At 50.9% G+C, this 17,760-nt stretch carries 17 protein-coding genes; 10 read left to right on the top strand and 7 right to left on the bottom strand.

From position 1 onward, the window contains the following. The 3 genes from ACLPHM_RS11090 (at position 1) to glmS (ending at position 4,011) form a co-directional block, all read left to right on the top strand. Entirely contained in the window at positions 1–1,059 is a 1,059-nt protein-coding gene (locus ACLPHM_RS11090; RefSeq protein ID WP_430221294.1) for a glycosyltransferase family 4 protein, read from the top strand. A gap of 62 nt (positions 1,060–1,121) precedes the next feature. After that, positions 1,122–2,072, top strand: coding sequence for a glycosyltransferase family 9 protein (locus ACLPHM_RS11085; protein ID WP_430221293.1), 951 nt, complete (start codon positions 1,122–1,124; stop codon positions 2,070–2,072). A 109-nt stretch (positions 2,073–2,181) separates the two neighbouring features. Next, the gene (glmS, locus tag ACLPHM_RS11080) at positions 2,182–4,011 is read left to right on the top strand and encodes a glutamine--fructose-6-phosphate transaminase (isomerizing) (RefSeq protein ID WP_430221292.1); all 1,830 of its coding nucleotides are present in this window, start codon (positions 2,182–2,184) and stop codon (positions 4,009–4,011) included. Between the two features lie 96 nt (positions 4,012–4,107). Here the strand turns inward: glmS and ACLPHM_RS11075 are convergent, their stop codons facing one another. From ACLPHM_RS11075 to ACLPHM_RS11045, 7 genes are read right to left on the bottom strand one after another with little or no spacing between them, the layout of a single operon-like run. Then, positions 4,108–4,326, bottom strand: coding sequence for a TOBE domain-containing protein (locus tag ACLPHM_RS11075; protein WP_430221291.1), 219 nt, complete (start codon positions 4,324–4,326; stop codon positions 4,108–4,110). Positions 4,327–4,345: 19 nt separating this feature from the next. Beyond that, a complete protein-coding gene (ssuE, locus tag ACLPHM_RS11070; RefSeq protein WP_430221290.1) occupies positions 4,346–4,942 on the bottom strand; it encodes an NADPH-dependent FMN reductase in 597 nt (198 codons plus the stop codon). Next, entirely contained in the window at positions 4,939–6,294 is a 1,356-nt protein-coding gene (locus tag ACLPHM_RS11065; RefSeq protein ID WP_430221289.1) for an LLM class flavin-dependent oxidoreductase, read from the bottom strand. The genes ssuE and ACLPHM_RS11065 overlap by 4 nt, the downstream gene beginning before the upstream one ends. Positions 6,295–6,311: 17 nt before the next feature. Beyond that, on the bottom strand, positions 6,312–7,157 hold the full coding sequence (locus ACLPHM_RS11060; protein WP_430221288.1) for an ABC transporter ATP-binding protein: 846 nt from the start codon (positions 7,155–7,157) through the stop codon (positions 6,312–6,314). A gap of 31 nt (positions 7,158–7,188) precedes the next feature. Further along, positions 7,189–7,968 (bottom strand): ABC transporter permease, encoded by a 780-nt coding sequence (locus tag ACLPHM_RS11055; RefSeq protein ID WP_430221287.1) that lies wholly within the window; start codon positions 7,966–7,968, stop codon positions 7,189–7,191. After that, entirely contained in the window at positions 7,968–8,819 is an 852-nt protein-coding gene (locus tag ACLPHM_RS11050; protein ID WP_430221286.1) for an ABC transporter permease, read from the bottom strand. The genes ACLPHM_RS11055 and ACLPHM_RS11050 overlap by 1 nt, the downstream gene beginning before the upstream one ends. Further along, positions 8,816–9,910, bottom strand: coding sequence for an ABC transporter substrate-binding protein (locus ACLPHM_RS11045; RefSeq protein WP_430221285.1), 1,095 nt, complete (start codon positions 9,908–9,910; stop codon positions 8,816–8,818). Before ACLPHM_RS11045 ends, ACLPHM_RS11050 begins: the two co-directional genes overlap by 4 nt. 636 nt (positions 9,911–10,546) lie before the next feature. Here ACLPHM_RS11045 and ACLPHM_RS11040 point away from each other — a divergent pair. The 7 genes from ACLPHM_RS11040 (at position 10,547) to ACLPHM_RS11010 (ending at position 17,748) form a co-directional block, all read left to right on the top strand. Beyond that, a complete protein-coding gene (locus ACLPHM_RS11040; protein WP_430221284.1) occupies positions 10,547–11,260 on the top strand; it encodes a TerC family protein in 714 nt (237 codons plus the stop codon). A gap of 163 nt (positions 11,261–11,423) precedes the next feature. Continuing rightward, on the top strand, positions 11,424–11,912 hold the full coding sequence (locus tag ACLPHM_RS11035) for an RNA polymerase sigma factor (protein WP_430221283.1): 489 nt from the start codon (positions 11,424–11,426) through the stop codon (positions 11,910–11,912). Positions 11,913–11,950: 38 nt separating this feature from the next. Beyond that, a complete protein-coding gene (locus ACLPHM_RS11030; RefSeq protein WP_430221282.1) occupies positions 11,951–12,961 on the top strand; it encodes a FecR family protein in 1,011 nt (336 codons plus the stop codon). Positions 12,962–13,107: 146 nt separating this feature from the next. Continuing rightward, on the top strand, positions 13,108–15,540 hold the full coding sequence (locus ACLPHM_RS11025; protein WP_430221281.1) for a TonB-dependent siderophore receptor: 2,433 nt from the start codon (positions 13,108–13,110) through the stop codon (positions 15,538–15,540). 5 nt (positions 15,541–15,545) lie between these two features. Beyond that, a complete protein-coding gene (locus ACLPHM_RS11020; RefSeq protein WP_430221280.1) occupies positions 15,546–15,827 on the top strand; it encodes a DUF3649 domain-containing protein in 282 nt (93 codons plus the stop codon). Then, entirely contained in the window at positions 15,824–17,449 is a 1,626-nt protein-coding gene (locus tag ACLPHM_RS11015) for a PepSY-associated TM helix domain-containing protein (protein WP_430221279.1), read from the top strand. The genes ACLPHM_RS11020 and ACLPHM_RS11015 overlap by 4 nt, the downstream gene beginning before the upstream one ends. Then, a complete protein-coding gene (locus ACLPHM_RS11010; protein ID WP_430221278.1) occupies positions 17,446–17,748 on the top strand; it encodes a DUF3325 domain-containing protein in 303 nt (100 codons plus the stop codon). Before ACLPHM_RS11015 ends, ACLPHM_RS11010 begins: the two co-directional genes overlap by 4 nt. The last annotated feature ends 12 nt before the right edge of the window (positions 17,749–17,760 follow it).

The following is a 17,760-nucleotide window of genomic DNA, read 5'->3' as shown; positions in this document are numbered from 1 at the left end:
ATGCAGATTTTGATGGTAAACCTTGAGCGCGGATGGCGTGGCGGGGAGCGCCAGACGTTGTTGACCGCTATAGAGCTGCAACAGCGTGGGTATCACGTGACCGTCTTGGCCAGAAAAGGCGAAGCCCTATTCAAACGCGCGGCTCAAGCTAGCTTACGAGTGAAGGGAGTAGGCGGTAACGGCGGTTTGTTTTTCTTTTTGTTGTGCCATCGTAAAGCTTTTGATGTGGTACATGTGCAGACGGCGGGTGCCTTAACCGTCGTGGCCGCCATGAAGTCGTGGCTGCAAGCGCGTCTTGTCTACACTCGTCGCACCAGCTTTGAGGTAAAAGCCGCCAAAGCCGCACGAACTTTGGCAAAGTGGAAGCGGGTGGATACGTTTGTGGCGATTAGCCATGCTGCTGCGCAAGCACCTGTGGCTATGGGGTTAACGGTTAGCATTATCCCTAGTGCCGTAGAGTTTGTGCCTCCCGATCCGGACCAGATTATTGCGTTCTCGGAAGAGCAGCATTTAGCCGGCAAGTTTGTGATTGCCACCTGCGCTGCCTTTACGGCAGAAAAAGATCCGCTAACCTGTATACGTGCCGTGCATGCGTTGTGGCAGCAGCGGCAAGATTTCGTATTTCTGCATTTTGGCGCTGGGGGGAGCGAGTTAGCTGCCGCCCAACAGTTAATACAAGACCTAGGCTTAGGGCAGGTTTATAAAATCGTCGGCTTTAAGCGTGACATCGAAAACATGTATAGGTTGATGCATGTTTTTGTCCTGACCTCTAAACAAGAAGCCTTGGGCTCTAGTATTTTGGATGCGTTCTTGTATGAAGCCGCCGTTGTGGCTACCCGAGCAGGCGGTATCCCCGAGCTGCTGGATGACGGACGCGGTATTTTATGTGATGTAGGCGATGCCGATGCCATTGCTACAGCGTGCGATCAGTTATTGGAAAACGAATCACAGTGCAGAGACATGGTGGCTAAGGCGGAAGCGTGGGTAGTAGAACAACATGCTATTCCGTTGATGGTTGACCGTTATTGTGAGTTGTATAACCAGGGGCGGCAGCCGTAACGGTGACGGTTTAGACCAGCATATCGCTATTACTTTTCAGACGATTTTTATATAAAAAACCTATGGCAATAACAGAGCCACAAACCATTGTGGTGTTTGCTCGTAACCGCCCATTTTTTGGTGCTCAGGTCACTATGTTTGCCATGTTGTGGCAATTAAAACAGTTGTACCCCACGGCGACATTGAGAGTTGTAGCGCGCACTGGGGCGTTTGCTTTCTTAAAGCAGCTACCCTGGGTAGATCAGGTAGTACAAGCCGACTCGTTTAGGGACGAGCTAGCCGCCATTGATCCATCCTGTAGTCTGATGATGTCGTTGCACGCCAGTAGTCTGAAACATTGTTTATTGGCATTGTTGCGTAGGCCTGCAAAACGTTTAAGTTATGGCGGCAGGTTTGGCTTGGACTGGGTGTGGTCGCAATGCTGCAAACTAGACTTGAGCGAATATCGCACGGCAGGGCATATGGCGCTTGTAGATCTACTGCAACCTGCGGATGCTTATGCGGTTTCGTGTGCCTGTTTGGAGTCGTTGGCGAATGCCGAGCTGCGTACAACCTTGATGTCACAACGACGTTTGACCATCATGCCAGGGGCTGGCGAGGGCGAGTTCAAAAAATGGGGTATTGAGAGGTTCTTGGCCGCTGCCGAGGCCTGTTTGCAGCGTGGGCTCATAGATAAAGTGAGTTTTGTGCTGGGGCCTGATGAGCATAAAGAACGTGAGCGTCTGGCGCAGTGGCACTTGCTGGATCATGCTGAAATTTGGGATAAGCCACCACTGCCTGATTTATGTGCACTGGTGCAGGCATCTGTGCTGGTGCTGACGAATGATTGTGGGCCTTCACATATTGCACAGGGATGTAAAGTGCCTCTAGTGGCAGTTTTTGACGAAGCGAAGCCAGAGTGGTTCTGGGCACGCCCCAATGCCATATGTCTGACCCCAGAAGTGGGGCAGCCTATAAACACAGTTCCGGTAGAAACAGTTGTGAATGCCTGTTGTAGTCTGTTGGCAAAATAATCCAAGTGCGGTACGGTTGTTTGTGTACACAACCCAAAAAAAGATACACAACGGGCCTCAGGAAAATTAAAATTTCCGGATTATCTTACACCTTAGGTGGGCAAGTATTATGTGTGGAATTGTAGGTGCAGTAGCACAACGAAATGTTATCCCGGTATTGCTAGAAGGCTTGAAGCGCCTAGAGTACCGAGGCTACGACTCGTGCGGTATCGCTGTGTTTCATGGCGATGAATTGCAGCGCGTACGTAGTACAGAACGGGTGGCAGTGTTGGCAGAACAAGTACAGTCTCAGCAGCTAGAGGCAGTGACTGGTATTGCACACACACGTTGGGCCACACACGGCGCACCCGCGACACATAATGCACATCCCCACTTTTCGGGCCACACTGGTCAAACCCGTATTGCCTTGGTGCACAACGGCATTATCGAGAATCACGAAGCGCTGCGTGAGCGACTGACTAAAGCTGGTTATGTGTTCGAGAGCCAAACTGATACTGAAGTGGTCGCGCACTTAATTGACTCCTTGTACCAAGGCGATGTACTGCAAGCAGTTAAAGACGCCTGCGTACAGTTGCATGGTGCTTATGCGCTGGCTGTGATTGCTAAAGACGAACCTCATCGTTTGGTGGGTGCGCGTAATGGCTCACCATTGGTAGCTGGTTTGGGCGAAGGCGAGAACTTCTTGGCATCTGATGCGTTGGCATTGGCCGGCGAAACTAGCCAGATTATTTATCTGGAAGACGGCGATGTTGTCGACCTGCATTTGGATAGCCTGCAAGTCTACGATGTGCAGGGCGTGCCTTGCGATCGCGAAGTACACACCGTGCATCTGCATGCTGGCGAGGCCGATTTAGGCCCGTACCGCCATTACATGCAAAAAGAGATTTTCGAGCAGCCACGCGCCGTAGGTGACACCTTACAAGGCGTGGAAACCGTGAGTCCTGCATTGTTCGGTGAGGGCGCTAAAGAGATATTCCAGAACATTGATCAAGTATTGATCTTGGCATGTGGCACTAGCTTTTACGCTGGTCTGACAGCTAAATACTGGATAGAGTCCTTAGCTAAAGTGCCTGTGAGCGTAGAGATCGCGAGCGAATACCGCTATCGTGACAGCGTGCCTAATCCACGTACCTTGGTACTGACTATTTCTCAGTCTGGTGAAACCGCCGATACCTTGGCGGCATTGAAGCATGCCCGCAAGCTGGGTATGGAAAACACGCTGACCATTTGCAACGTGGCTTCTAGCGCGATGGTACGTGAAAGTAAATTGGCGTACATCACCCGTGCGGGTGTGGAAGTGGGTGTGGCATCCACTAAAGCTTTTACTACGCAGTTAACCGCGTTGTTCTTGTTGGCAATGGTAGTGGCGCAAGTGAAAGGCCAACTGTCTGCAGAGCAAGAAGCTGATCTATTGCGTAAGTTGCGTCATATGCCTGTGGCGATTTCTGCTGTGCTGGCGTTAGAGCCACAAGTGATTGCTTGGGCGAGTCGCTTTGCAAACAAAGAACATGCCTTGTTCTTGGGCCGTGGCATGCATTACCCCATCGCCTTGGAAGGTGCGCTGAAGCTTAAAGAAATCAGCTACATCCACGCTGAAGGCTACCCAGCTGGCGAATTGAAACACGGCCCCTTGGCTTTGGTCACGCAAGCCATGCCAGTGATTACCATTGCACCGCACGATGCGCTGTTGGAAAAACTGAAATCCAACATGCAAGAAGTACACGCGCGTGGTGGTGAACTGTATGTGTTTGCCGATGCCAATACTCACATCAACAGCAGCGACACCATCCATGTGATCCATATGCCTGAGCACTACGGGTTGTTGTCACCTGTATTGCACGCCGTGACACTACAGTTATTGGCGTATCACGTAGCGTGTGCGCGTGGTACTGACGTGGATAAACCGCGTAACTTAGCGAAGAGTGTGACGGTGGAGTAATGCCGCACACTAGTCGTTGAGCTATTGGTTATTGATGGTAGACACAACGCAATGATGATGAAAAAGCCCGGGCAGAACCACCCGGGCTTTTTGCTATCAGGCCAACTTAGCCACGGCGACTTCTGTTGCCTTTACAAAAGCCAGCACTTCACTGCCTATGGCCAGTTGCAGCTCATCAATAGAGCGAGTGGTGATGACGGATGTGACCAATCCAGACAGCGTGGTGACTTCGACTTCGGAGACCACAGGGCCACGGTTAATGGCAGAGATAGTGCCTTTGAATTGATTTCTGGCGTTGATGATAGGGGTGGTCATGAGGTGTTCCTTTATAAAATTAGACAGCAATGAAATGACGGTTAATCCAAGCATCAGGATTGGGATGCGAGAGGGCGCTGGCAGGTGCCAGTGTGTGATGTAGCTCTTTGATGCTGTGGTCCAAACGCGCTCGTACGTCCGGGTCGGGCTCATAAGAGTCGCCCTTGGAGGTGAGTTGGGTTTGGGCGGCATAGATACCTTTCAGGACTTTGGGTGTGCCTAAGGCGGCCAAAATGGGGCCCAAACTATAGTCCAGCGCTAGTAGATGCAAAGAGCTGCCAGCAGAGGCGAGGGGGACGACTGTTTTGTGCGCGAACGCATTTTCAGGCAGTACGTCCAGCAGCGCCTTAAGGCCGCCAGAAATAGTGGCTTTGTACACAGGGCTGGCGAGGATGATGGCCTTAGCACCGGCAATAGCGTCATGCACGGCGGTAATGGCTGGCGCATCGTATTTGCCCAGTATCAGGTCTTTGGCGGGCAGATCAGTGAGGCGTATGTGTTTCACCCTAGTACCTAGTTGCTCCAACGCCGAGGTGTAGTAGTTCAGAAGGCTGGTAGAGCGGGATTTCTCACTGGGACTGCCTGAGATGGCAATGACCTCATAAGGCTGGCTCATGCGACAGCTCCTTGAAGGCGCTGGTGGGGTTGAGCGACGGGTATGGGTAGCCCCAGATGTTCACGCAGGGTGCTGCCACTGTATTCCGTGCGGAACAGCCCGCGACGTCGCAATTCGGGCAAAACATGGTCGATGAACTCAATTAAGCCACCGGGTAGCCACGGTGCCATGATGTTGAAGCCATCCGCAGCATGACTCTCAAACCAGTGTTGCAGTTGGTCGGCAATGTCATTCGCCGTACCTACCAGTTGCCAATGGCCACGTGCGCCAGCAATTTTTAAGTACAGATCACGTATGCTGAGCTGTTCGCGGCCAGCCAAATCCACCAGCAGTTGTCGACGACTCTTAGCACCTTCAGTTTCGGGAATAGCAGGTAATGGGCTGTCTACATCTACGCCTGTTAGGTCTATACCCAATAGGCTGGACACCAAGGCGAGTCCTACTTCAGGGTGTATTAAGTTTTGCAGTTGCTCAAACTTCTCTTGGGCATGAGCACGGGACTCACCAATGACAGGAAAAGCGCCTGGCATGATTAAGGTGTGATCGGGGTTACGCCCGAATGCTGCAACGCGATTCTTAATGTCTTTGTAAAAGCTTTGCCCTTCTTCCAGCGTTTGGTGGGCGACAAAAATCACTTCTGCGGTCGCAGCAGCAAGGCTACGGCCTGCTTCAGAAGCACCCGCTTGCACCACAACGGGGTGGCCTTGGGCGGAGCGTGCAACGTTAAGCGGCCCAGCGACTGAGAAAAACTGACCACGATGATGCAAAGGGTGTAATGACTTGGGTTTGAAGTAAATACCTTGTTCTTTGTCGCCTACATAGGTGTCGTCATCCCACGAGCTCCATAAACGGGTGACTACATCGTGGAACTCCTGTGCGCGTTGATAGCGGGTTTGATGCGCATAATGCGTTTCTAGCCCGTAATTTTTTGCTTCTTCACCGCTGCTAGACGTCACTAGATTCCAGCCAGCACGCCCGTTGCTCAGTTGGTCCAGTGACGCGAATTGACGGGCTAGGGTGTAGGGCTCATTAAACGACGTGGAGGCTGTTCCGATAACGCCAATTTTTTCGGTGACGGCGGCTAAGCCTGATAGTAGGGTGAGAGGCTCAAAATGAAAGGATCTAGCGCTACGAAATAGGGCAGGATTATCCGGTTGGCGCACCCCAACGGAGTCAGCGAGAAAAACAGCGTCAAACTTGGCTGCTTCGGCACGTTTAGCCAATTCAGCATAGTGTTGAAAGCTAAAGCTGGCGTGCGCATCAGCGTCGGGGTGACGCCAGCCAGCAATGTGGTGGCCCGTTTGCATTAAGAAGGCACCTAGCTTTATTTGTTTTTTCTGTGATTTGCTCATGATCGTTCCTTAAAGAGTTACCACGCCACGTTAAGACCATTTAAGGTGGTCCAAAGTGGAGCTTGTGGCGTAGGAGGGGATGGCGGATGAGAAGCGGTGGTACTGGTAAAACTGCGTAAGATGTCATCGCGATACGCGATAAAGCGTGGGTCGCTGCGATTGCGGGGGCGTTCTAGATTGATGTCTACAATGCGTTGTATCTGGCCAGGGTTGGGCTGCATGATGACCACGCGATCACCCAGAAAAACAGCCTCATCCACATCGTGGGTGACCAAAATCATGGTGATCTGCTCGGTCTGCCAGATGTTTTGTATTTCTTGCTGCAGGCGCGTGCGGGTCAGTGCATCTAACGCACCCAAGGGCTCGTCCAGCAATAGGATGGAAGGGCGATTAACTAGCCCACGGGCGATGGCGACACGCTGCGCCATGCCGCCGGAAATAGCACTGGGTAGGTGGTGTTCAAACCCCTGTAAACCCACCAAATCGATGTGCTGCTGCACTCGCTCTTGTTGTTCTTGGGTAGACAGTTTGCTGTTGCGCAGAGCGAATTGGATGTTTTTACTGACTGATAACCAGGGCAATAAACGGTGATCTTGGAACACAATACCGCGATCTAAGCCGGGGCCGCGTATAGGCGTATCACCCAAGGTGATGCTGCCTGTGAAATCAGTGTCTAGACCAAGTATGAGACGCAGTAACGTCGACTTCCCGCAGCCGCTGCTACCCACAATACTGATGAACTCACCTGGGCGTATTGCCAAGTTGATGTCGTCCAGCACTTGTAAGGTACTGTGGCTGTCAGGCTGGTGAAAATGCTTAGTAATATGCTGCAGCGTGAGCGCAGGGCGTTGCTGAAGAGTCATAAGAATCCTTAGGTGGCGTTTAGGTAATGCGTTACTGTGGGAAGTACAGACGCAAACGTCGTTCTATGAGTCGGGCAGACCAGTTCAAGCCAGCGCCGATCAGCCCTATGGTGGTCATGCCTATCAGCACTAAATCCATGCGAAACAACTCACTGCCTTCAATCAGGATGGTGCCTAGCCCTGGTCCGGAAACTAGCAGGTACTCCGCCCCGATGGTGGCGAGCCAGGAGTAAATCAGTGCGAGATACACACCAGTGAAAATGGCGGGTAGCGCAGCAGGCAAAATGACGTGGGCGATGGTTTGTGGCGTGCTGTATTGGTAAACACGGGCCACTTCTAGCAAGCGCAGTGGTACGGCTTGAATGCCATCGGCGGTGTACACCGTGACAGGCACTAAGGCAGCCAAGGACAAAAACACGACTTTGGCGGTATCGCCCAACCCAAACCAGACAGAAATCAGTGGAATCCACGCAAATAATGAGATCTGTTTGAAGGTGTTGAAGCTAGGGCCTAGCAACTGTCTAGAACGCGTGGATAAGCCCAATGTGATACCCAGCGCTAAACCCAACACAGAACCTATAAAGAAACCGCTTAGCTCGCGTGTGAGGCTGGCCGTGATGGCGCGTTGCAGTTGGCCGGTACGGCACAGCTCCACCAACTGTTGCCAGACGCTGGTAGGAGACACCAGCAGAGATGAATGCCACAGTTGTTGAGTAGCGGCCCATTGCCAGAGCACAAGCAGGGATAGCGGTAGCACCCAAGGCTCAAGGCGATACAGAGTGTGCTGTAACCACGATGTAGGATGACGCATTACACAATCCTTGTTTTCGGGGTAGAGGACGTTAAAACACGCCGTTCTATGGCATCGAGTAGGCGGTCTATGAGCAGGCCTATCAGCCCCACAATGAAGACGGTTGCCATGACCAAATCCAGCTGGAATAGTTGACGTCCGTACACAATCAGATAACCCAAGCCTTCACTAGAGGCCACCAACTCTACGACCACTAATGACAGCCATGCTTTGGTGAATCCCAGACGTAATCCGGTAAAGAGAATGGGCACGCCAGCAGGCAGGCTCAGGTGCAGAAAACGTTGTGATGGGCTGTAGCCATACACGTGCGCGACTTCCAGTAAGCGCTGCGGCTGCTGGCGCAGTAACTGGAAGGTGCTCATGAGCGTAGGCACCAAAGCGGCTTTAGCAATCAAGATGTACTTGAGTGCCTCGCCTATACCCACGAGTAACATCACAAAGGGCAACCAGGCTAAGACGGGTATCTGCACCAGTGCATTAAGGGTGGGCATAAGTAGGCGTTCGGCATGTTTGGATACCCCCACCACAATACCTATTGCTATGCCAATGACGGAGCCTGCTAGATACCCCACCAACACGCGTCGCAGACTGGCTTCTACGTGTAGCCAGAGCTCACCACTGTTCAAGAGGTCCAGTAAGGCTTCCAGCACATACGCGGGTGGTGGTAGCACTTGGGGCGACACCCAACCTTGTTCTGTACTGATCACCCACACGGCAAAGAGCAACACAGGCACTAATAAGGCTTGGGCATACAGCGTCGCGGCGTGGCTCAGTTGGGCGGCTAAGGGATAGCGGTTAGCACCATAGCCCCCCGCGTGTTGCACCAGTTTTTCTTGTGGGACTAGGCTCATGGCGTGCTCTTAGCGCTAGGGGTCACACCATCGGCGTCATAGGCTACCCAGAAGTCGGTGAGCTGCTGTTCTTGTAGCGCATGTTGTAAGAAGCGATCGTCAAAGATTTGTTCTACGTTGACGGGGCGGCGGATGAATTGCAGATCTTTGGCGCCATCGGCCACCACTTGATAGCGGGTGCGGAAAAACTCGTCCAAAAGAGGGCTGTTACGTTGGGCGAGTGGTGTACCTTCGAACTCGACGACGAAAGACTCATACGGCGTGCCACTTTTGGCCCATATACGCAATAAAGCATCACGGTTTTCTTCTTGTGACGCCCAATGCGAAGCACGTACAAACTCATCCACTACTTTTTGAGTGAGATCAGGGTGATCAGTAATGAAGTCCTCGCGTCCTACCAACGAGGTTTGTCTCGTGAATTTTGGGTCTTTACCGTGGGTGGAGTAGGGTACGGCAATTAAACCGTCGTTGAGTAAACGTATGTATTCGAAGCCACCAAAAGCGGCATCGATGCTGCCAGAGACCAAGGCGGCTTGGGCGCTGCCTGTATCGAGGTTGATGCTACGTAGATCACTTTCTTTGATGCCGTTATCTAGCAGCAGATTATTGGCAACTAAGTGCCCATTAGTGCCTTTAAAAATTGCGACTTTGCGATCTTTAAGATCCTGAATATTGGTAATGTCTGAATCTTTAGGTGTGGCTAAATACAAATTGGTACGTTGCCCACTAGCAAGTAGAATTTTTGTATTTAACCCATTAGAAACGCCAATGATCGTGGGAAGGTCACCTAAATAAGCAAAATCAATTTGTTTGTTAGAAAGTGCTTCATTGACTGCAGGGCCCGCACCTTTAAAGAAAAACCACTGTACTTCGGTGTCGCCAAAGGCAGATTCCAACCATTTGTTTTCGCGTACTACGCTGCCAGGTGAGCCGCCCCAAGTGATGGGATCCCCGCCGCCAGCGGTAGCAACGCCTATGCGTATGGCTTTGGGGGCTTCGGTAGCGTGGCTAGGTGTAATGGCGGATAGCCCTAGGCCTATAAGTAGAGGGAGTGCGCGCAGTATTTTTCGAGTTAAGAACGTACCCAACATAAAAACTCCATGGTGTGGAAAATTGATTTTTTATGTTAGGTGAATAAAACTATTACAGATAAGAAATAATATATATTTAAAAATATCGAGATTTATAATAAGTAAATTTATTAGGTATTATTTTTTTAATAAAAATTAATTGATATAAAAATAATGAATTAATTAATAAATGGGTATGGCATAGATTATGTGTTTATAAGCCAAAATGGCATCAAGCTATATCCGATGGTTATGTGGAAAATCAAATGGTGTGGTGTGCTGAGTGATGCCGTTGATTTCCTGTTGCTTCAACATGTGCTGGCGTAGCTTTGGGTGTACAAAGCAGGCACTAATACGGCGTGGTTTGCCGGTATATGTTGTAGTCTTACCAAGAGCTTGAGGCTGAGTGCGTGTATTGCGATATAGCCAATGACTATTTTCAATAATCTTCGCTATAATCGCTCCATCAAGGGGAGTAGCTTAATTTCCGCTGCATCGTCATCACGGTAGTACCATGAGTACTCCCGGTGCACGGGTAACAAGCAGGCATTGCCTAATTTGTTACAAGCAAGACCTTGCCGTTAAAGGGCAAGGTACGACTCCAATTCGAGAAAGCCTGTCCTTTTGGATCAGGCTTTTTTTGTTTTTGGAGTGCTTATGTTGGAATTTCTGCAAACGCTTAGTTGGGCAGCTGTTTTTCAGATCATCATGATCGACATCCTGCTGGGCGGCGATAACGCGGTCGTCATTGCGTTAGCGTGTCGTAACTTGCCCGCTAAACAGCGTCTGCAAGGGGTGCTGTGGGGTACAGCAGGGGCGATTATCCTGCGTGTGATACTGATCGCTTTTGCGTTGACCTTGTTGGCAATCCCTTATTTGAAAGTGGTAGGTGCCCTATTGTTGGCATGGGTGGCCATTCGTTTGCTGATCCCAGAGGAAGGTGAACATGGCGACATCAAAAGTGGCGTCTCTATATTAAGTGCGATTAAAACCATCATCATTGCTGACTTTGTGATGAGTCTAGATAACGTGATCGCGATTGCAGGTGCGGCACAAATGGCTGATCCTAGCCATCAGTTGGGTCTTGTGATTTTTGGTCTGTTAGTGAGTATTCCTATTATTGTGTGGGGTAGCACTATCGTTCTGAAATTGATTGATCGATTCCCTGTCATTGTGACGCTGGGTGCTGCACTGCTAGGCTGGATCGCTGGTGGCTTGATGGTGACCGATATTGCTTACACCGAGCGTTTTGGTGAGCCAAGCAATGTGGTTTTCTACGGTGCACACATCGCGGGTGCTGTGTTGATCGTGGCGATAGGTAAATGGCTGGCAAGTCGCCAAGCTAAAAAGGCAATTACGCCAGCTGAGTAATACCCACGCATTCTATTACTGTTGTATCAAACAGCCATGGTGCCCGTTGCCATGGCTGTTTTTTGTTTGCCTAGTGAGACGAAAATGGGTTGTTCTTGGTTTTTTCTCATTAATAAATGATAATTATTATCGTTCTGTGTTTTGAGTGAAATTGTGTGTGGCCATGACCCAGCCTGTATTGCCAGAGAAAAACTGGCTTATCCGTTATGCCGAGCTACTAGGAGGATGGGTTAAACGCGCCAGTATTCAGCAGGATGCCGAGGACGCTGTCCAAGATGCGGCACTTAAAATGTTGGAAATGGGGCAGGTGGTGCCCAGAAATTCCACGCACTATTTTCATCGCATCGTGATGAATCAATCTATCAGTATCTACAGATCAGAGCAGGTTCGACAAACGCAGAACGTGGACGACTTAGCGGAAGATGCTGTACCTACTTCTGCCAGTGCAGAAGAACACTATGAGGCCAATGAATTGATGCGTACTATGCAGCAGGCGTTGGCGCTGTTACCTGATGCGTGTCAGGAAGCCTTTAGGTTGCGCCAGGTAGAAGGGCTTAGCAATAGTGAGATCGCTCAGAAGCTGGGCGTGTCCTTAAATATGGTAGAGCGTTATATGATGCGTACTATCCGACATTTACAAGATCATCTATGAGTGCCTTATGTCTTGTATTGATAGAGGTGGCGTAGCGCATGAGTGACCGTATAGAAGTAGACACACTGACAGATTCGCGAGATGTGGCAGCGTATTGGTATGAGCGCTTTCGCTCGGGCAATATGACACCACAAGAAAAACAAGATTTCGATGCATGGTTAGCACGCGACCCTCAACACCAGACGCACTACCAGCGTATTCAAGCATTGTGGGCGGTGACAGAGCAGTTGCCGCAGGCCTGTGCGGCGCAGTCTCAAAAAGCATCTACTTCACGACAGAGTAAGCCACTCCGTTCGCGTCGTGCTTTTCTAGGCTATGGCTTGGCAATGGCGGGCGCAGCAGGTGTTGCTGCCGTGACCGTAGGGCCATGGCAATGGGGCGCAGCAATCACCTTTCAACAGGTCTATACCACCGCGCAAGGCGAACAACGTAATGTGATGCTGCCAGATGGTTCTAGCATGATGTTGAATACGGATACGGTGGCTGAGGTGCGCTTTAGTCAGAACAAACGGCTCATTAACTTGCAAAAGGGCGAGGCCTTGTTCGCCGTGCAAACCGTCGCCAACTCCCCTTTCATTGTGCAGATGGACATGGGCTCCGTGCAGGTGACCGGGACACAATTCAATATTTACCAAGCGGATCAGGGATTCACCGTGACCGTATTGGAGGGTTCTGTGCAGGTAGAAACAGGGCCTAGATGGCACCCAGTGCGCCAAGCGTTAGCAGCAGGGAAAGCCTTGCGCGTGACAGAAGGGGTGTTGGCCGCCGTGCCAGCGGATGCGCATAAGGCCGTTGCATGGAGCGAGGGCAAAGTCGTGTTTAGGGGTACGTCATTGCGTGACGCGATTCAAGAACTTAAACGGTATAACGATTTGTCGGTACAGCTCACTACCGCGCAATTAGGGCAACTGAAGGTATCAGGGGTGTTTCGATTGGATGACCCCTATGCATTTCTGGAAGCACTGCCACATATTATCCCCGTGGGTGTGAAAGAAAACGCCCAAAATCGTGCGTTTGAAATCTTCCCGTTACAGCAATTTTACAATTAGTAACAAAATAAGAATAAATCTCATTCAGGTTACGGTGGGGTTAAAGCGTCTGTATGCATGAAGAGGTTGTCGTGACCTCATAACTGTTTATGGTGATTACCGTGTAGTGGTAATGCCTTTATGCTGCATTAAGGATGCTTAGAATCGTGAGTCGTCATTCTGTTTATCATGCGCCGCGCCGCTTGGCATGTCGTTCTGTTTTGAGTTTGAGGTTAGTTACCGCTGCGGTCATGTCGGTGGGCATGGTGGGTTTTTCGTCGTGGGTGCAGGCGCAAGATGCGGCTGTAGCCATTGACCTTCCTGCACGATCGTTAGATGAGTCCTTAATCGAGTTGGGGCGTCAAACATCATTACAGTTTTTCTATACCCCCGATGTGGTGGGTGGCATTCAAATCACGCCGGTTAAAGGGGTGATGACCCCAGAGCAAGCCTTGCAACGTATGTTGGCAGGTACGCCTGTGCAATATCGTCGACAAGGTAGAAATGTGACGCTGTCACGAGCTTCTGCGCCTGCCGCAGGAGAAACGACGCAGTTGAGCGCAATACGCGTAGCGGGTAAAGCTGCTACAAGCGTAGAGCCGGCCTACGCGGGTGGCCAAGTCGCTACAGGTGGTCGTATGGGGTTGTTGGGTAACAAAGACGTCATGGACACACCCTTTAACGTGGTGAGTTATACCGATCGCTACATACAAGATAAACAAGCTCAAGAACTGTCCAGTATTATTGCGGCGACTGACCCAGGCGTATTTAGCAACGGTTCTACCGGCATGATTGGGGACAGCTTCAGTTTGCGAGGCTTCTCCGTCAGCAATAGTGATATCGCGTTGGGCGGTCTGTATGGCATGGTGCCTTACTGGCGCATTACACCTGAGTTCGTTGAGCGAGTAGAAGTACAAAAAGGGCCAGCAGCCATGCTAAATGGTATGCCTCCCGGTGGTTCGGTAGGCGGTAGCATTAACTTGGTACCTAAACGTGCAGGGGATGAGCCGCTAGCACGCTTGACTGGTACCTATGCAGAAAAATCCCAATTTGGTACGCATATAGATTTGGGTAGGCGCTTTGGTGAAGATAAGCAATTTGGTGTGCGCTTTAACGCCATGTACCGAGACGGCGATAGCGCTGTAAAAGGGCAGTCTAAGCGTGCAGATTTAGCGTCTTTGGGATTGGACTGGCGTACTGATCGTGTACGTGTTTCTGCCGATTTATACACCAACAAAGACCATATTAGTGGTCTGAATCGCGGTATTTCCTTAGCCAAAGGCATGGAAGTTCCCGAGCCTCCTAAATCCAATACCTTATTAGCGCCAGATTGGACGTTTACGACTACCGAAGACAAAGCGGCGTTATTGCACGCGGAAGTGGATATCACGGATAGAACCATGGCCTATGCCAACTTTGGGCATAGCAAAACCAAGTTCAATTCCTTAGCGAGCTCAACCAACACGCTTTTCAATGAAGAGGGTGATTACAAGAATAACTACTCGTTTCAGCGCATGATTTATAAGAAAGATTCTGCTGATGCCGGTATACGTACGCAATTCAGTACGGGCCCTATTGGTCACGAAGTGGCATTTAATGCCTCTTATTATCATCACGATTATTACTTTGGTTTTCAACGTAATATGATGCCTAACGATTGGATCACGAACATTTATGATCCACAGTGGGGGCCAAAAGTAGACACGAGTTTTAGATACGCTAGCCTGCCTAAAACGGGTGAAGTCAAAATCACCAGTTTCGGTGTGGCCGACATGCTGTCATTTTTTGATGATCGCTTACAGTTAACCGTAGGTGTACGTCATCAGAACATTGTGAGTGATACTTTTGACGCCAATACCGGACGGCGTACCAACCGTTACGATGAAGGGGCATTTACCCCAACAGTAGCGGCATTGTTCAAAGTCACAGATCAGGTTTCGATTTACGGTAACTACATCCAAGGTTTAAGCCAAGGCGCTACTGCCCCAGTGACTGCGGCCAACGCGGGCGAGGTCTTTGCACCGTACAAAACCAAACAGCACGAAGTGGGTGTGAAGTGGGACAGTGGCAGCTTGATCACGTCGTTAAGCGCCTTTGAAATCAAACGCCCTAGCAGCTATACCGACCCTGTCACAAATGTTTTCTCGTTTGATGGCGAGCAGCGTAACCGAGGTTTAGAGTTTGGTTTTATGGGTGAACCAGGTAAGGGCGTGCGTCTATTAGGGGGCGTAGCGTATACACAAGCCAAACTGACTCGTACCGCAGGCGGTGTGAACCAAGGTCGCTATGCAACCTCTATGCCACGATGGCAAGCCAAGGCGGGTGTGGAGTGGGATCTTCCGTACCTGAATGGCCTGACCTTAACGGCGAATGCGGTCGCCACATCCAAACAGTACATCAATGCAGATAATTCGATGTCTGTGGCCGGACGTACCATTTTTGATGTGGGTGCACGCTACAGCACGGTGGTTGCGGGTAGAGATGTGACCTTGCGTGCGCAAGTGTTGAACGTGGGTAACAAAGCATACTGGGCCAGCTCGTTGGGCAGCGGTTTAGGCGCACCTCGCACTATTATGTTCTCGGCTAGCGTGGACTTCTAAGCGGCATGCAAGCGTTACGTTATTTGCCGCTGTTGTCGCGGTGTGTAGCAGCCATCATAGGAGGGTATGTGGTGGCTGCTTTGTTTTCTATTGCTATGTTGCGCTTGCCACAAGAGCCCGCTGAGGCGGTGATGTTTGGCATGTTGTATAGCTTTTTAGTATATGCGGCAGTCGTCATTTGGGTGTTTGCTGTACGTTCAGCTAAACGTGCATGGTTGGGTGTGATTGTTCCGGTGGCGGTGCTATGGCCTATGGCAAATTGGCCTGATCTGAGGGCAATGCTATGAGCGATGTCATCAAAAAAGCACCGCCTAAGCCGCGTGGTATACGACAAACCATGTCCGATCTGCATATCTGGACAGGGTTGTTGGTAGGGTGGGTGCTTTATGCCGTGTTTCTAACCGGTACAGCCTCATTTTTCCGAGAAGAAATTTCTCAATACATGCGGCCTGAGTTGGCTGTGCAGCATCAGGCCGGTGATGTGTCTGCATTGGTACAGCGCACAGTAGATGCCATACGCGAACAACAGCCTGAGTTAACCCAAGTCAGTATTCAGTTGCCCACAGAGCGTAAGCCTACGATCACAGCATCGTGGCGGGACCCACAAGCGGGTGGGCGCGGGTTCAAAAGCGTCACATTGGATCCCGCGAGTGGGCAAGAGGTCAGTGCGAGGGCAACGCGCGGTGGTGACTTCTTCTATGCTTTCCACTTTAATTTTCACTACATGTCGGGTTTGTGGGCCAGATGGATTATTGGTTTTTGTGCCATGTTCATGCTGGTGGCCATTATCAGTGGGGTGATTACGCACAAGAAAATCTTCACGGATTTCTTCACCTTCAGACGTAGAAAAGGCCAGCGTTCGTGGTTGGATGCGCATGCGGCGTTATCGGTATTTGGGCTGCCATTTCACTTCATGATTACGTGGAGTGGCTTGGTCACCTTGATGGTGCTGTATATGCCTTGGGGGCTGCAAAGCTTACCTACTCCCGCCGATAAAGCAGCGGTGACCAGTGAGATGCGTTTTATGCAGCCTGCTGCGCCGAAACCTGCTGGTGTACCGGCTACCTTAGTGGCATTGGCACCATTGGTTGAGCAAGCTGAGCAGCGATGGGGTAAATCCACCATAGGCAGCGTGCAGGTGAGCAACATTAATGATGCCAATGCTCGCGTATCAATGGTGCAAAGCCAGACAGCACAAGTGTCTACTACGCCTAAGTATGTGGTCTTTGATGGCGTGACGGGTGAGCTGTTACATGCTAAGGATGGTTCTGGCGCTGTAGCGACAACGCAAGGTGTGCTCTATGGCCTGCATTTGGGACGTTTTGCCGACATAGAAACACGGTGGTTGTATTTCATTGTCGGGCTGGTAGGGACGGCGATGGTGGGGTCAGGGCTAGTGTTGTGGACAGTGAAACGTCGCAGCAAATTGCCTGATCCAGATAAACCGTATTTTGGCTTTAGGTTGGTAGAGCGGCTCAATATTGCCTCCATTGCTGGGTTATCGATCGCCATGGTGGCTTTTTTCTGGCTAAACCGTTGGTTGCCCGTAGAGATGCTTGATCGTGCACAGTGGGAAATACATGGGTTCTTCTTGGTGTGGCTAGCCACCTTGGTCTGGGCCTTGGTGCGTCCTGCTAAGCGTGCTTGGGTTGAGTTGTTAGCGGTAGCGGCAGGGCTGTGCTTTTTGCTTCCTATCGCGAATATGTTGGGGTTGGGGCAGGGCATGCAATCCAGCTTTGCTCAAGCGGGTTGGCTGTTTTTAAGCTTTGACCTAAGCCTGTGGCTGTTGGCGATTGTCCATGCGGCTATGGCATGGCGGGTCGCTAAGCACCAACCGCCTCGCCCACGTCCCGTGGCGAAAAAGCGGCCGCCGGTTGCAGCGCCGACCTTAACCACGCAGGAGTCATGATGGATCAGGCATGGTGGGGTACGCATGTGGTGTTACTACTGACGTCTTGGCTGGGCTTTTTGTGTTTGGGTTTTGCCATGGTCAGACATCAAGAAGACGTATTTGAGCGAGAAATGCCCATTAGCGTGACGCGTACATTACGCAGTGTGGGGTGGTTGCTATTGATCGTAGCGGCGGTAGTGGCTGTGCAGCAGTTGGGATGGGGAAAAGGTTTGGCGGCGTATAGCGGGCATACCAGTGTAGCGGCGGGATTGGTCCTGTATTTTTTTGTTCTGATTGAACGCCTGAAACGGCGTTGATCAGTTGGTGAC

This window comes from Paenalcaligenes sp. Me131, from assembly GCF_050487225.1.
In the GTDB taxonomy this organism is placed as follows: Bacteria; Pseudomonadota; Gammaproteobacteria; order Burkholderiales; family Burkholderiaceae_B; genus Paenalcaligenes.
This window is presented reverse-complemented; position numbering and strand designations above follow the sequence as displayed.

What these genes read in the sequence shown, in the direction of transcription:
- ACLPHM_RS11010 (WP_430221278.1), top strand. Translation starts at nt 17,446, where the DNA reads ATGATGGATCAGGCATGGTGGGGTACGCATGTGGTGTTACTACTGACG.
- ACLPHM_RS11085 (WP_430221293.1), top strand. Translation starts at nt 1,122, where the DNA reads ATGGCAATAACAGAGCCACAAACCATTGTGGTGTTTGCTCGTAACCGC.
- glmS (WP_430221292.1), top strand. Translation starts at nt 2,182, where the DNA reads ATGTGTGGAATTGTAGGTGCAGTAGCACAACGAAATGTTATCCCGGTA.
- ACLPHM_RS11055 (WP_430221287.1), bottom strand. Translation starts at nt 7,968, where the DNA reads ATGCGTCATCCTACATCGTGGTTACAGCACACTCTGTATCGCCTTGAG.
- ACLPHM_RS11015 (WP_430221279.1), top strand. Translation starts at nt 15,824, where the DNA reads ATGAGCGATGTCATCAAAAAAGCACCGCCTAAGCCGCGTGGTATACGA.
- ACLPHM_RS11060 (WP_430221288.1), bottom strand. Translation starts at nt 7,157, where the DNA reads ATGACTCTTCAGCAACGCCCTGCGCTCACGCTGCAGCATATTACTAAG.
- ACLPHM_RS11035 (WP_430221283.1), top strand. Translation starts at nt 11,424, where the DNA reads ATGACCCAGCCTGTATTGCCAGAGAAAAACTGGCTTATCCGTTATGCC.
- ACLPHM_RS11040 (WP_430221284.1), top strand. Translation starts at nt 10,547, where the DNA reads ATGTTGGAATTTCTGCAAACGCTTAGTTGGGCAGCTGTTTTTCAGATC.
- ACLPHM_RS11020 (WP_430221280.1), top strand. Translation starts at nt 15,546, where the DNA reads ATGCAAGCGTTACGTTATTTGCCGCTGTTGTCGCGGTGTGTAGCAGCC.
- ACLPHM_RS11050 (WP_430221286.1), bottom strand. Translation starts at nt 8,819, where the DNA reads ATGAGCCTAGTCCCACAAGAAAAACTGGTGCAACACGCGGGGGGCTAT.
- ACLPHM_RS11030 (WP_430221282.1), top strand. Translation starts at nt 11,951, where the DNA reads ATGAGTGACCGTATAGAAGTAGACACACTGACAGATTCGCGAGATGTG.
- ACLPHM_RS11045 (WP_430221285.1), bottom strand. Translation starts at nt 9,910, where the DNA reads ATGTTGGGTACGTTCTTAACTCGAAAAATACTGCGCGCACTCCCTCTA.
- ssuE (WP_430221290.1), bottom strand. Translation starts at nt 4,942, where the DNA reads ATGAGCCAGCCTTATGAGGTCATTGCCATCTCAGGCAGTCCCAGTGAG.
- ACLPHM_RS11075 (WP_430221291.1), bottom strand. Translation starts at nt 4,326, where the DNA reads ATGACCACCCCTATCATCAACGCCAGAAATCAATTCAAAGGCACTATC.
- ACLPHM_RS11065 (WP_430221289.1), bottom strand. Translation starts at nt 6,294, where the DNA reads ATGAGCAAATCACAGAAAAAACAAATAAAGCTAGGTGCCTTCTTAATG.
- ACLPHM_RS11090 (WP_430221294.1), top strand. Translation starts at nt 1, where the DNA reads ATGCAGATTTTGATGGTAAACCTTGAGCGCGGATGGCGTGGCGGGGAG.